The following is a 12,512-nucleotide window of genomic DNA, read 5'->3' on the forward strand; positions in this document are numbered from 1 at the left end:
CATAATGTCGATTATCGGCGTTACAAGGGTGAGCATGGATCGCCCGGGATGCCGCTGATGACGCTCAGGCATGCCCACCGGAACTGGCGGCGCGCAACCACGTGCGCAGCGAACCCTCCAGCGAGTCACGCTGCTGCGCCGTCAGGCCCGCGAGCAACCGGTCGTCGGCGGCCAGCACGTCGGCCAGGATCTCGTCGACGCGCTGACGCCCGCGTGCCGTCAGCCGCACGTGCACCGTGCGCCGGTCCGGCTCCTCACGGACCCGCTCGACGAACCCGAGCTTCTCCAGGGCCGCCACCCGCTGCGTCGTGGCACCGGGAGTCACCCGACAGCGCCTCGAGAGCTCACCGGCCGTCAGCCGGAACGGCGCGCCGGCACGACGCAGCGTGCCGAGGACGTCGAGGTGGCTCTGGTCGAGCTCGTGGGCGGCCAGCGCAGCCGAGCGCGCGTCGGCCAGCAGCCCCGCGAGGCGCACGAGCGGCGTCACGATGCCGATCGAGGACACGTCGAGGTCCGGACGCTCACGGCGCCAGGCGTCGACGACGCCCTGGACCTCATCCCCCGGAACCCTCTCCACCCGCAATACTTTAGCGCTAAACCGCTCTCCGTGGTGCATCGGTCGGTGGGAGCATCGACGTCACACGCGTCAGGGGCGGTCGCGCCGGCGGGTCGGCGCACGAGGGGTGAGCCATGGACCTGTCCACGTTCTACGCCGTCGTCTCGGCCACGTGCTTCACGCTCGTCGGCCTCTGGTGGTCGGCGGTCGACCGGCGCCGCGAGCTGCTGCACTCCCCCACCACCCGCCGCCTCGTCGGCGGGGTCTACCTGACGTTCCTGCTGCCCGGCGTCATGGGGCTCTTCGCGCAGGTCGACCCCGGGCGCTCGGGAGTCTGGCGCACGACCTTCGGGGCGGCCGCCGTCGTCGGCGCGTGGTCGACGATCCGGCTCGTTCGCGAGGACCGCGGACCCGGCGCCCGCGGCCCCTTCCGGCGGCACCGCTGGCTCGTCGCCGTGCTCTTCCTCGTCGTGCTGGCCTTCGGCGTGTCGCCCGAGCTCGCCGACGGCCTCGGGCTCAGCGGCCTGCAGGGGGCGGCGATCGCCATCTCCTGCCTCGTCGTCCTCGCGCACGGCCTCGCCTGGGAGCTGCTGACGACCGACGACGAGCACGGCGCCGGGGCCGGGGCAGGTGGCCCCTCCCCCGGCGCCGCGTCGGCCGACGGGTGAGCGGGGCCGACCTCAGGTGGTCGTCAGCTCGTCGTCAGGGCCGCGTCGTCGATGACGAAGGACGTCTGCAGCGAGGAGTCCTCTGTGGCCAGGAACCGCACCGAGACGCTCTGGCCGCGGTAGGCGGACAGGTCGAGCGTGCGCTGCACCCACGTGGCGTTCGCCCCGACGTTGCTGTACGTCGCGAGCGTCGTCGTCGTCGAGCCGGACTCGAAGCCGGGGTTGGCCAGCAGGTGGGCGCCGGTGGGCGGCGGCGTCGTGCCGTAGTCCTTGGCGGCGTAGGCCCACACCATCGCGCCGATCGCGTCGACGTTGACGTCGAGGGCCGTGAGGTCGAGGTTCGCCGACGTGTCGCACGAGCGGTGGTAGCAGGCGTCGAAGGCCTGGCCGGCGGACCCGCCCCACTTCTGCGCCTGCCCGCTCGTCTTGATCTCCTCGGCGCCGCTGAAGATGCCGCCGGTCGGCAGGCCGTTGGAGCGGAACGCGGCGTGGTCGCTGCGGCCCTGCACGTCGATGTACTCCCAGGGGATGCCCTTGCCGTCGTAGTAGGCGGTGAGGTCGTCGCGGATGCCGTTGCCGGCGGCGTTGTCGTCGTAGACGAAGTAGCCGCGGTTCGGCGAAGCGATCATGTCGAAGTTCTGGTAGCTCCTGATCGCCGACCGCTGGGCCGTCGTCAGCTGGCCGACGTAGTACTTCGACCCGAGCAGGCCGAGCTCCTCGGCGCCCCAGAACCCGAACCGCACGTGGTTGCGCGGCGTCTGGCCGCTCGCGGCGTACTCGAGCGCGGTCTCGAGGATCCCGGCGCTGCCGCTGCCGTTGTCGTTGATGCCGGGGCCGACGGCCACCGAGTCGAGGTGGGCCCCGAACATGACGACCGACGAGGTGTCGCCACCCGGCAGGTCGGCCACCAGGTTGTACGACGTGCCCGAGGACGTGCTGAAGGTCTGGACCGTGGTCGCGTAGCCGGCCGCGTCGAGCCTGGCCTTGACGTAGTCGACCGACGCCTTGTACCCGGGCTTGCCGGTGCTGCGGTTGCCGCCGTTGGCCGTGGCGATCGACTGCAGCTGGTCCAGGTGGGCCTTGGTCGCGGTGACGGAGATGTCGGGACCGGCCGCGTGGGCGGTGGTCGGGCCGAGCACGAGCCCGGCCGCTGCGGTGGCGGCGACGAGCACGGGCGTCAGGACGGTACGGGAACGCAGGGCGCGCGAACGCATGGGTCTCCTCGTGGGGACGTCTGGGACGGAGGAGCCGCCGACGACCGGGCCGTGGCAGGTCGTCGGGCCCCGACACGCTCGCCGCGCGGGCCGGAGCGGGCAAGGCGGCCTGTGCTCCCTTGGCCGGCGGTTTCCCTTTTCCGACCCGACGCCGGGTCCGCCCTGAGGCCGTCCATGCCGGTCGCTGGCAGACGGTGCCGCTCCCCCGGCGGATCACCATGTGGGAGCGGCGTGTTGGTGCCGTTGGACCGCCCGTGGGCCGTGCCCGTGTGGGACGCTCCTGACATGTCCGAAGTCGCCGTCAACGCCGCCCGACCGGAGACCAAGGAGCAGCGCTCCTGGTACTGGTACGACTGGGCCAACTCGGCCTACGTCACGACGACGGCGACCGTGCTCATGGGTCCCTACCTCACGGCCATCGCCAAGGACGCCGCCTGCCCGGGGATCGCGAGCGGCCAGGACTGCCTGACCGACCTGTCGGTCCTCGGCGTCCCGATCTCGCCCGGCTCGGTCTACCCGTACACGGTCACCATCTCGACGATCATCTCCGCGATCTTCCTCATCTTCGTCGGGGCCATCGCCGACCGCAGCGAGCACCCGACGCGCCTCTTCGCGGGGTTCGCGTGGGCCGGCGCCGTCGCGGGCTCGCTCATGTTCTTCGTCGCCGGCACGAACTGGCAGCTCGGCGTCGTGCTCGTCATCGTCGCGACGCTGTGCCTCGGCGCGTCCCTCGTCATCTACGACTCGCTGCTCATCCGGATCGCCAACGAGAACGAGCGTGACCGGGTGTCCTCCAAGGGGTGGGCGCTCGGCTACCTCGGCGGCGGCATCCTGCTCGCGCTGAACTTCGGGCTGATGAGCTTCTACGAGCAGCTCGGGCTCACCGAGGGGATGGCCGTGCGGATCAACATCCTCAGCGCCGGCCTCTGGTGGGCCGGGTTCACGGTGATCCCCTACCTCGGGCTACGGCACCTCACCGGCACCGTCACCGCCCCCGTCGAGCGGTCGGCGGGCGTCGTCGGGGGCAGCCTCGCCCAGCTGCGCAAGACCTTCCGCGAGCTGCGCCACTACCCCCAGACGCTGCTGTTCCTCGTCGCCTACCTCTTCTTCAACGACGGCATCCAGACCGTCATCGGCAACTCGAGCCTGTACGGCCAGGAGGAGCTCGGCTTCTCCCAGAGCACGGTGCTCGGGCTGTTCCTCTTCGTGCAGTTCGTCGCCTACGGGGGCGCGCGTCTCTTCGGTGCCGTCGCCGCCCGCATCGGCGCCTGGCGCACGGTGCTGTCGGGCATCGCGATGTGGACCGTCGTCGTCGTCATCGCGTTCTTCGTCCCGGCCGAGCAGCTGGCGCTCTTCTTCGCGCTCGGCCTGCTCATCGGCATCGTCCTCGGCGGCACGCAGGCCCTGTCGCGCTCGCTCTACAGCCAGCTCATCCCGCAGGGCCGGGAGGCGGAGTTCTTCAGCCTCTACCAGGCCATGGAGCGCGGCACGAGCTGGTTCGGCACCCTGATCTTCGGCCTCGTCTACCAGTTCAGCCACAGCTACCGATGGGCCATCGTGGCCCTCGTCGTGTTCTTCGTCCTCGGCGGCGCCCTGCTCTCACGTGTCAGGATGCGCGAGGGCATCGAGCAGGCCGGCAACCCGGTCCCTGCCGTGATCTGAGACGCGCTTACAATTCGCGGCCGCACGGGGAACAACCAAACCGTTCCGCTCGTTCATGCGTCTGTGAGGGTAAGACACCCGCAGGGTGTCGTATAGAGGCAGATGTCTGGAGGGGTCCACATGGCCGATCGAGCACTACGCGGTTCCAACCTCGGTGCACGGAGCATGGAGTCGGACGACAACGTCGTCCCCAGTGAGCGACAGCTCACCGTCTACGTGTGCCCCGAGGGCCACCGGACCGAGCTCCCGTTCTCGATCGAGGCCGACGTGCCTCCCACGTGGGAGTGCCGCTGCGGCCTCGACGCCAAGCTGCAGGGCGGTGGCCCCGAGCCGGAGGCCAAGCCCGTCAAGCACGTACGCACGCACTGGGACATGCTGCTGGAGCGTCGCTCCATCCCCGAGCTCGAGGAGCTCCTGGAGGAGCGCCTGACGCTGCTGCGCGAGTCCCGTGGCGAGAAGCCGCGTCGGCGCAAGACCGCCTGACGCCCTCTCACGGCACGAACCACCGAGGAGCCCGCCCCGTTCGTGGGGGCGGGCTCCTCGTCGTGTCACCGGTCGTGGGTCCGGTCGTGGGTCACCGCTGACCGCTCTGGTCGTCGTCGTCGATGATCTCGCCCTCGACGACGTCCTCGCTCGAGGAGGACCGGGTCGGTCCGGACGGCGGGGCCCCGGCGTCCCACCCGGGCTGTGCCGTGACCGTCGGCCCGCCGAAGCGCTCGGCCGAGGCGATGAGGTGTCGCGAGATGACGACCTCGAGGAGCCGTCGGGCCACCGGGCGCGTCACGGGCAGCACGAGGAGCAGACCGACGAGGTCGGTGACGAACCCCGGCACGAGCAGCAGCGTGCCGCCGGCCAGGACGACGGCCCCGTCGGCGAGCTCGCGTGCCGGCATCCGGCCGCTGCGCACCGCCTGGTCGAGCGCCCGCCACGCCTTGCCGCCCTCGCGCCGGATGATCCAGGCACCGAGCACCGACGTGGCGAGGATGAGCAGGAAGGTCCACCAGCCGCCCAGCACCTCGCCCACCGCGACGATGACGGCGATCTCGACGATCGGCAGGACGAGCGCTGCGACGACCCCGAGCCGCGACAGGCGCAGGCCCCGGCGGCCGGGTTTCGGGGGCGTCGTCACGACCGCTCCCCCACCGGCGTCGACGCGCGGCGTCGTCCGGAGGCCAGGCCGCGCACCTGGGCGACCCGGTGCTGCACGCCCCAGCGGGTGACGCTGGTCAGCGCCTCGCGGACGATGTCGTGCCCCATCTTCGAGACGCCGACCTCGCGCTCGACGAAGGTGATCGGCACCTCGACGACACGCAGCCCGGCCCGGACGGCACGCAGCGTCAGGTCGATCTGGAAGCAGTAGCCCTGGGACTGGACGCCGTCGAGGCCCATGGTCCGCAGCGCGCTCGTGCGGTAGGCGCGGTAGCCGGCCGTGGCGTCGTTGACGTGCATGCCGAGCATGAGCTTGGTGTACACGTTGGCGCCGACCGACAGGATCTTGCGGTGCACGGGCCAGTTGCGCACCTCGCCGCCACGCACCCAGCGGGCCCCGATGACGAGGTCGGCGTCGGCGAGCGCGGCCAGCAGCGACGGCAGCTGCTCGGGAAGGTGCGAGCCGTCGGCGTCCATCTCGACGGCGGCGTCGTAGCCCTCGTCCATGAGGAGCCGGAAGCCTGCGAGGTAGGCCTTGCCCAGGCCCTCCTTGCCGCTGCGGTGCATGACGCGCACCTGCGGGTCCGACGCGGCGATCGTGTCGGCGACGGCGCCGGTGCCGTCGGGCGAGTTGTCGTCGAGGACGACGACGTCGACCTCCGGCGCGCTCGCCCGCACGCGAGCGACGATCCCCGGCAGGTTCTCGCGCTCGTTGTAGGTCGGGATGAGCACGGCCACCCGGGTGACCGGCTCACGCTGCGTCGTCGTCATCCTCGTCCTTCAGTCCTTCTCGTGTCTGCCGTCGGCGGAGGCTCGCTCCTGCCGACGCTGCGACCAGTGCCAGCAGCGCCGCGGCCGCGAGCCACTCGGGTGCCTCACCGACGCGCGTCGCCAGGGTCGGCGCGTCCCGCAATGGTAGGGCCCCGCGCACGACCGCCTGTGTGAACAACGAGGTGACCTGGTGGGCGGTTCCGTCGGGCGTGATGAGGGCGCTCTGGCCCACCGTCGAGACGTGCACGACCGACCGGCCGAGCTCCATGGCACGGATCCGGCTGATCGCCAGCTGCTGCGGCGACTCGGCCGTGAAGCCGAAGGTGGCGTTGTTGGTCTGGACGACGAGCACATTCGCGCCGGAGGTCACGACGTCGCGCATGATGTCGTCGTAGGCCACCTCGAAGCAGATGGCGATCCCCGCACGGATCTGCTGGCCGTTCGCCGCCTGAACCGTGAAGACCCCCGGACCGGTGCCCTGGGCGAAGTCGCGCCGGACGAGGTCGACCTCCTTGCTGAACCTGCGCCAGAAGGAGCGGTCGGGGATGTACTCGGCGAAAGGCACGGGGTGGCGCTTGACGTACCGGTCGGTGAGGCCGGCGCCCGGTTCGAAGAGCAGCGACACGTTCGACAGCATCCCGGCCGGCTCCTCGAGCAGGCCGCCGACGATGAGCGGACGCTTCAGGTCGTCGACCGTCTCGAGGATGAGCGACTTGGCGTCGAGGTTGCGCAGGGGGTCGATGTCGGAGGCGTTCTCGGGCCACACGACGAGGTCGGGGGCCGGCGCGCGGCCCGCGGAGACGTCCTCCTGCGCCTTGAGGGTCGCCGCGACGTGGTTGTCGAGCACCGCGCGACGCTCGGCGTTGAAGTCGAGGCCGGGGTGCGGCACGTTGCCCTGCACCCCGAGGAACTGCGCGGTGGTGCCGTCGGTCGGCAGCGGCACGGCCAGCCCCGCGAGGCCCAGCACGACCGCACCGACGACCGGCGCGAGAACGCTGCGGCGCACGCTCGACGCGTCACCCGACGCGTCACCTGACGCGTCGCCCGCCCCGTCGCCCGACGCGCGTCGACGCGCGAGCAGCTGCTGGGCCGCGAGCGCCAGCAGGCCGCCGGTCAGGGCGACGACGAAGCCGACGAACGGCGCGCCGCCGAGGGCGACGAGCCGGCCGAAGGTGCCGTCGGCCTGGCCGAAGGCGATCTTGACCCACGGGAACCCGCCGTAGGGCGCGCGGCCGCGGAACCCCTCGACGACGACCCACACCACCGCAAAGGCGAGCGGGCGCACCCGCCCGGACCGGCTCAGCCACCCGTAGAGGGCGCCGGCGAGGCCGAGGAACAGCGCCTCGAGGGTGGCGAGGGCGATCCACGGCACGGCGCCGACGTAGATGCCCGACCACGACAGCGTCGGCACGAAGAAGACGAGGCCGGAGAGCGTCCCGAGCAGCAAGCCGCGCCGGGCCGGACGCGGGCGCCGGCGCTCCGCGTCGGACAGGCGGTCCGGGCCTCCCGGGGTCCACGACAGGGCCATGAGCCCGAGGGCGAGCGGCGCCACCCACCAGAGGTCGAAGGTGGGGAACGCGAAGCAGAGGAGACCCCCGCCGGCCAGCGCGAGACCGAGGGGTACGAGGTGACGCCGCACGGGCATCACCGTATGTCGTCACCGCCCCCGCGGGCCCACCGACTCCCCACCGGGGCTCCCCCGACGGCCCACCACGCGTCAGGGGACGACGACGGTGCCGCGTGCGGTGGTCGCGACGACCGGCGGGTCGAGCACGTCGGCCGCGGACGCCCCGCGCTCGGGTGCCCCGCGCCCCACGACGCGCACCTCGAACTCCATCTCGCGGCTGCGCCGGCCGACGCGGACGATCTCGGCCGTGATCTCGATGACGTCTCCGGCCCGAACCGGGGCCCGGAACTGGACGTCGCTGTAGGAGGCGAACAGTCCCTCGTCGCCGTCGGTGCGGATGCACATCTCCGTCGCGACGTCGCCGAACGCGGCGAGCGAGTACGCGCCGTCGACGAGGTTGCCGGCGTAGTGCGCGTGGCTGTAGGGCACGTAGCGGCGGTGCGTGAGGCGCTGGCCCACCGCTGCCGTCGTCCGGCCCGTCGCGGTCTGTTCCGACCCGTTCATCTCTTCCCCTTCCGGAGGGCGATCTCGTGGACGAGGTAGCTGGCGACCTCGCCGGGCGTCGTGCCACGGCCGAAGATGCGGTCGACGCCGAGCGCGTCGGCCGAGCCCTCCTCGAACCGGGGGCCACCGGCGACGAGGATCGGCACCTGGCCGGCCGGGTAGGCCTCGCGGAACGCCGCCGACATCTGCGTCGTGTTGTGCACGTGGGCGTCCTTCTGGGTGACGACCTGGCTGACGAGGACGGCGTCGGCCTTCTCGGCCCGGGCACGGGCGACGAGCTCGGGCACGAGAACCTGGGCGCCGAGGTTCACGACGGTGATCTCGCGGTAGTACTCCAGGCCCTTCTCGCCGGCGAAGCCCTTGATGTTGAGGATCGCGTCGATGCCGACGGTGTGCGCGTCGGTGCCGATGCACGCGCCGACGACGACGAGCCGGCGGCGCAGCAGCTTCTTGATCGCCGTGTTGGCGTCCTTGGCCGACAGCAGCGGGTACTCGCGCTCGACGACGTGCACGTCGTCGAGGTTGACGAGGTGGGTGACGCTGCCGTAGACGACGAAGAAGGTGAAGTCCGGACCCATTGCCTTGGCGTGGACCAGCAGCGCGGGCTCGAGGCCCATCTTGCGGGCCAGCTGCAGCGCCGCGCCCTCGGCCTTCTTGTCGTGCGGCAGCGGCAGGGTGAAGGACACCTGGACCATGCCGTCGCCGGTCGTGTCGCCGTAGGGCCGTACGACGGTGCCCTGCTGGGGCGCCTCCGGGGTCATCGGCGGGCTCCGTTCCGGGTCAGCGGGGACGGCGGCTCCGGTGGCGTCCACGCGTCGAGGGCCGTGATGGCGGGGTTGTCGTAGCCGTCGGCCCGGCGCACGACGCCGTCGAGGCCCTTGCCGCCGGTCGGCGGGCGCTTCATGAGCCCGAACGTGCCGTCGGCGATCGCCGCGAGCAGCGGGGCGTCGCCGGACGCGTCGGTGTCGGCGACGATGCGCTCGAGCAGGTCGACGGCCTCGGAGAGCACCTGGCGGGCCCGGGTCTGGATGAAGCCGTCGCGCGGCGGGTGGAAGTCCTCGGTGAGGCCGCCCGCGGCGTTCATGACGTAGCGGACGTTCTGCAGCGCGAGGTCGCGGTCGGACAGGAACGGGGTGACCACGGCCTCGGTCATCATCCCGACGAGCAGGATCCCCTGGCCGGTCATGGCACCGACGAGGTTGAAGAAGCCGTCGAGGAGGAAGCCGCGGAAGACGTCGCCGGTCATGTGCTTCGTCGGCGGCATCCACTTGAGCGGCGCGTCGGGGAACAGCTGGCGCGCGAGGAGCGCGTGCGCGAGCTCCATCCGGAAGCTGTCCGGCAGGTCGGGGTTGATCTCGAAGGCGTGCCCGAGGCCGAGCTGCCAGTCCTGCAGGCCGGCCTCCTTGGCGAAGCGCTCGTTGAGCAGCTGGCTCACCGTGACCGTGTGGGCGGCCTCGACGGCGTCGGCGGTCGTGAGGTAGTTGTCCTCGCCGGTGTTGATGATGATGCCGGCGCGGGCGTGCACCTGGCGGCTGAACCGCTGGTCGACGAACGTCCGGATGGGGTTGATGTCGCGGAAGAGGATCCCGTACATCGAGTCGTTGAGCATCATGTCGAGACGCTCCATGCCTGCGAGCGCCGCGATCTCCGGCATGCAGAGGCCCGACGCGTAGTTCGTCAGGCGCACGTACCTGCCGAGCTCCTTGCTGACGTCGTCGAGCGCCGCCCGCATGAGGCGGAAGTTCTCCTGCGTGGCGTAGGTGCCGGCGAAGCCCTCGCGGGTGGCGCCCTCGGGCACGTAGTCGAGCAGCGACTGCCCGGTCGAGCGGATGACGGCGATGACGTCGGCGCCCTCGCGGGCTGCCGCCTGGGCCTGCGGGATGTCCTCGTGGATGTCGCCCGTGGCGACGATGAGGTAGACCCACGGCTTGCGTGGCGGGTCGCCGAGGCGGCGCACGAGGCGCTCGCGGGTGGCACGGGCGCGGTCGACGGTGCGCAGCCCGCCACCGACGCCCTTCGTCGCGGCCCGCCTCGCGGCCGTCGCCTCGCGGCCGTCGGGCAGCCGGAACGCGACGTTGCCGCTCGCCGCCTTCTGGGCGAGCGTCAGCAGGTCGGGCGCCTCGCCGCGCAGCAGCGCGTCGTAGACCGGCGTCGTGACGCCGTGCTCGAGGCCCACGCCGTCGCGGACGGCGTCGACGAGGTGGTTGACCCACGGGACGCGCTCGTGGTCGGCGCCTGCCAGACCGGCCAGGCGCAGGGTGGCCCGCTCGACCGACACCGTCGTGTGGCTGCGCGCGATACGGACGACGGGCGCGGCGGCCTTTCGGGCCAGTGACCGGGCGCGGCGGACGACGGCGGGATCGAGCTCGATGAGGGGTACGGGGCGGCTCACGCGTCAGATCCTGCCGTCTCGTGGGCCAGACGCGACTCGAAGAGCGCTCGGACGGCGGGAACCTCGCGCACGAGGGAGAGCGCGAGGTCGGCGTGCCCGGGCACGTAGCCGTTGCCGACGAGCATCCGCACGTCGGCGGCCAGACCCTCGGCGCCGAGGGCGGCGGCGGCGAAGTTCGTGGCCATGCTGAAGAAGACGACCGTGCCGCCCTGCGCGGTGGCGAGGATCGCGGGCTGCTCGCAGCCGGGCACGTCGACGCACACGACCGTGACGTCGGCCGGGCCGCCGGCGGCCTCGACGGCCGCCGAGAGCCCGAGCGGGCTCCGCGCGTCGGCCAGGACGACGGCGTCGGCCAGCCCGGTCGGCTCGAGCACGTCGCGCTCGCGCTCGACCGGCACGACGCCGATGGTGCGTGATGCCCCGGCCGCGCGGGCCGCGGCGAGCGACAGCGACCCGGACTTGCCGGCAGCCCCGAGGACGGCCACCGTCGGCGCGACGCCTCGGGCGACGTACTCCCCCACCACGCGCGAGACCAGCGCCGGCGCCCCGCAGACGTCCATGACCATGAGGGACAGGCGCGGGTCGAGGTCGCCCGGCAGGACGGCGGCGATGCTGCGCCCGAAGAGGATCGCGTGCCCCGCGGCGGGCACCTGCTCGGACCGCCCGTCCCAGCGGGCCAGCCCGTCGGTGATCGCGAGCGGCGTCAGCGACAGCGACACGAGCGTCGCGACGTGGTCGCCGACCGCGAGCCCGAGGGGACTCTGCGGGCCGACCTCCACGACGGTGCCGATGAGCATCCCGCCCGAGCCGGTGACGGGGTTCTGCATCTTGCCCCGCTCGGCGACGATCGCGAGCACCTCCTCGCGCACGGCGTCGCCGTCGAGCACTCCGTCGCGGGTGTGCTTCTCGGCGAGCTGGCGGTAGGAGGCGGCGTCGAGGTTGAGGGTGTCGACGGCGATGCGCACCTCGTCGGGCCACAGCTCGGGGCGCGCGTCGAGCCGGCGCGCGGCCTGCGGGAGGGTCACCTCGTCCCCGGTGGGTTCCAGGACGCGGTGCAGCCCGACGGGCGAGGCCTCACGCGCGTCGACGGGCGTGGACGGTGGGGTGGTCACGGCGCAGATCCTTCGGTCGCAGTGGACACGTACGACAAATCCTTTCGCATCATAGGAGGTAGAGGGCCGATGCTTCGGCTATCGTCAGGACATGACACAGGTGTCACAGCCCTACGCCTACCACCGTCGCGAGCTCGTGGAGCCGGACTGGACACGGCTGCCGGGATGGACCGGGGTGACGCAGACCGACTGGGACAGCGCCCAGTGGCAGCGCGCCCACTGCGTCAAGAGCGTCGCGCAGCTGCGGGCCGTCATGGGCGACCTGCTCGAGGACCGCTTCTACGCCGACCTCGAGCGCGACCAGGCCGAGCGGGCCACGATGTCGATGCTCGTGCCGCCGCAGATGCTCAACACCATGGTCCCCGCCACCGACGACCCGATGCCGTCGGCCGGGGGCGCCTTCACCGAGGCCTTCTACGCCGACCCGGTCCGCCGGTACATGGTCCCGGTCTTCTCCGACCGGCGCAGCGACTGGCCCTCGCACCCGCACTCGACCCGCGACTCGCTGCACGAGCACGACATGTGGGTGGCCGAGGGGCTGACCCACCGGTACCCGACCAAGGTCCTCGCCGAGCTGCTGCCCACGTGCCCCCAGTACTGCGGCCACTGCACCCGGATGGACCTCGTCGGCAACTCGACGCCGCAGGTCGCGAAGCTGAAGTTCGACCTCAAGCCGGTCGACCGGCAGAGCGCCATGCTCGACTACCTGCGCCGCACGCCGTCGGTCCGTGACGTCGTCGTGTCCGGCGGCGACGTCGCCAACATGCCGTGGAAGAACCTCGAGGCCTTCCTCGACCAGCTCCTGCAGATCGAGAACGTCCGCGACATCCGGCTCGCGACCAAGGCGCTCATGGGCC

The 12,512-nt window shown here is 72.1% G+C and carries 12 protein-coding genes and 1 pseudogene; 4 read left to right on the forward strand and 9 right to left on the reverse strand.

What is annotated here, in order from left to right; translation table 11 throughout:
- Positions 1 to 64: 64 nt before the first annotated feature.
- A complete protein-coding gene (locus tag RY076_RS23500; protein ID WP_323102439.1) occupies positions 65 to 577 on the reverse strand; it encodes a MarR family winged helix-turn-helix transcriptional regulator in 513 nt (170 codons plus the stop codon).
- Positions 578 to 690: 113 nt separating this feature from the next.
- Between RY076_RS23500 and RY076_RS23505 the strand changes: the two genes are divergently transcribed.
- A complete protein-coding gene (locus RY076_RS23505) occupies positions 691 to 1,224 on the forward strand; it encodes a hypothetical protein (RefSeq protein ID WP_323102441.1) in 534 nt (177 codons plus the stop codon).
- Between the two features lie 23 nt (positions 1,225 to 1,247).
- On the opposite strand, the gene RY076_RS23510 is transcribed toward RY076_RS23505, so the two are convergent.
- On the reverse strand, positions 1,248 to 2,438 hold the full coding sequence (locus RY076_RS23510; RefSeq protein ID WP_323102443.1) for a M28 family metallopeptidase: 1,191 nt from the start codon (positions 2,436 to 2,438) through the stop codon (positions 1,248 to 1,250).
- Between the two features lie 285 nt (positions 2,439 to 2,723).
- Between RY076_RS23510 and RY076_RS23515 the strand changes: the two genes are divergently transcribed.
- Positions 2,724 to 4,100 carry an MFS transporter gene (locus tag RY076_RS23515; protein WP_323102446.1) on the forward strand — a complete coding sequence of 459 codons (1,377 nt, stop codon included), beginning with the start codon at positions 2,724 to 2,726 and terminating at the stop codon, positions 4,098 to 4,100.
- A gap of 120 nt (positions 4,101 to 4,220) precedes the next feature.
- A complete protein-coding gene (locus RY076_RS23520; protein ID WP_323102447.1) occupies positions 4,221 to 4,583 on the forward strand; it encodes an RNA polymerase-binding protein RbpA in 363 nt (120 codons plus the stop codon).
- Between the two features lie 91 nt (positions 4,584 to 4,674).
- Here RY076_RS23520 and RY076_RS23525 read toward each other — a convergent pair whose 3' ends face one another.
- The 7 genes from RY076_RS23525 to kdd all read right to left on the reverse strand — a co-directional run bounded on the left by RY076_RS23525 (position 4,675) and on the right by kdd (position 11,655).
- On the reverse strand, positions 4,675 to 5,229 hold the full coding sequence (locus RY076_RS23525; protein ID WP_323102450.1) for an FxsA family protein: 555 nt from the start codon (positions 5,227 to 5,229) through the stop codon (positions 4,675 to 4,677).
- A complete protein-coding gene (locus RY076_RS23530; protein ID WP_323102451.1) occupies positions 5,226 to 6,020 on the reverse strand; it encodes a polyprenol monophosphomannose synthase in 795 nt (264 codons plus the stop codon). Before RY076_RS23530 ends, RY076_RS23525 begins: the two co-directional genes overlap by 4 nt.
- Positions 6,001 to 7,665: an apolipoprotein N-acyltransferase gene (gene lnt, locus RY076_RS23535; protein WP_323102453.1), complete on the reverse strand. Its 1,665-nt coding sequence runs from the start codon at positions 7,663 to 7,665 to the stop codon at positions 6,001 to 6,003. The genes RY076_RS23530 and lnt overlap by 20 nt, the downstream gene beginning before the upstream one ends.
- Positions 7,666 to 7,737: 72 nt before the next feature.
- Positions 7,738 to 8,151 (reverse strand): 3-aminobutyryl-CoA ammonia lyase, encoded by a 414-nt coding sequence (gene kal / locus RY076_RS23540; RefSeq protein ID WP_323102455.1) that lies wholly within the window; start codon positions 8,149 to 8,151, stop codon positions 7,738 to 7,740.
- Positions 8,148 to 8,912, reverse strand: coding sequence for a lysine 5,6-aminomutase subunit beta (kamE, locus tag RY076_RS23545; protein ID WP_323102458.1), 765 nt, complete (start codon positions 8,910 to 8,912; stop codon positions 8,148 to 8,150). The genes kal and kamE overlap by 4 nt, the downstream gene beginning before the upstream one ends.
- A complete protein-coding gene (gene kamD / locus RY076_RS23550) occupies positions 8,909 to 10,543 on the reverse strand; it encodes a lysine 5,6-aminomutase subunit alpha (RefSeq protein WP_323102459.1) in 1,635 nt (544 codons plus the stop codon). Before kamD ends, kamE begins: the two co-directional genes overlap by 4 nt.
- On the reverse strand, positions 10,540 to 11,655 hold the full coding sequence (gene kdd / locus RY076_RS23555) for an L-erythro-3,5-diaminohexanoate dehydrogenase (protein WP_323102461.1): 1,116 nt from the start codon (positions 11,653 to 11,655) through the stop codon (positions 10,540 to 10,542). The genes kamD and kdd overlap by 4 nt, the downstream gene beginning before the upstream one ends.
- Positions 11,656 to 11,746: 91 nt before the next feature.
- Here kdd and RY076_RS23560 point away from each other — a divergent pair.
- Positions 11,747 to 12,512 (forward strand): annotated as a pseudogene (locus RY076_RS23560) (lysine 2,3-aminomutase); the annotation flags it as partial.

The sequence above is a fragment of the Intrasporangium zincisolvens genome, from assembly GCF_034724055.1.
Classification (GTDB): domain Bacteria; phylum Actinomycetota; class Actinomycetes; order Actinomycetales; family Dermatophilaceae; genus Monashia; species Monashia zincisolvens.

Excerpts from the sequence above, each read along its gene's own strand:
- RY076_RS23505 (WP_323102441.1), top strand. The coding sequence starts at position 691 with ATGGACCTGTCCACGTTCTACGCCGTCGTCTCGGCCACGTGCTTCACG.
- RY076_RS23510 (WP_323102443.1), bottom strand. The coding sequence starts at position 2,438 with ATGCGTTCGCGCGCCCTGCGTTCCCGTACCGTCCTGACGCCCGTGCTC.
- RY076_RS23515 (WP_323102446.1), top strand. The coding sequence starts at position 2,724 with ATGTCCGAAGTCGCCGTCAACGCCGCCCGACCGGAGACCAAGGAGCAG.
- RY076_RS23520 (WP_323102447.1), top strand. The coding sequence starts at position 4,221 with ATGGCCGATCGAGCACTACGCGGTTCCAACCTCGGTGCACGGAGCATG.
- RY076_RS23530 (WP_323102451.1), bottom strand. The coding sequence starts at position 6,020 with ATGACGACGACGCAGCGTGAGCCGGTCACCCGGGTGGCCGTGCTCATC.
- lnt (WP_323102453.1), bottom strand. The coding sequence starts at position 7,665 with ATGCCCGTGCGGCGTCACCTCGTACCCCTCGGTCTCGCGCTGGCCGGC.
- kal (WP_323102455.1), bottom strand. The coding sequence starts at position 8,151 with ATGAACGGGTCGGAACAGACCGCGACGGGCCGGACGACGGCAGCGGTG.
- kamE (WP_323102458.1), bottom strand. The coding sequence starts at position 8,912 with ATGACCCCGGAGGCGCCCCAGCAGGGCACCGTCGTACGGCCCTACGGC.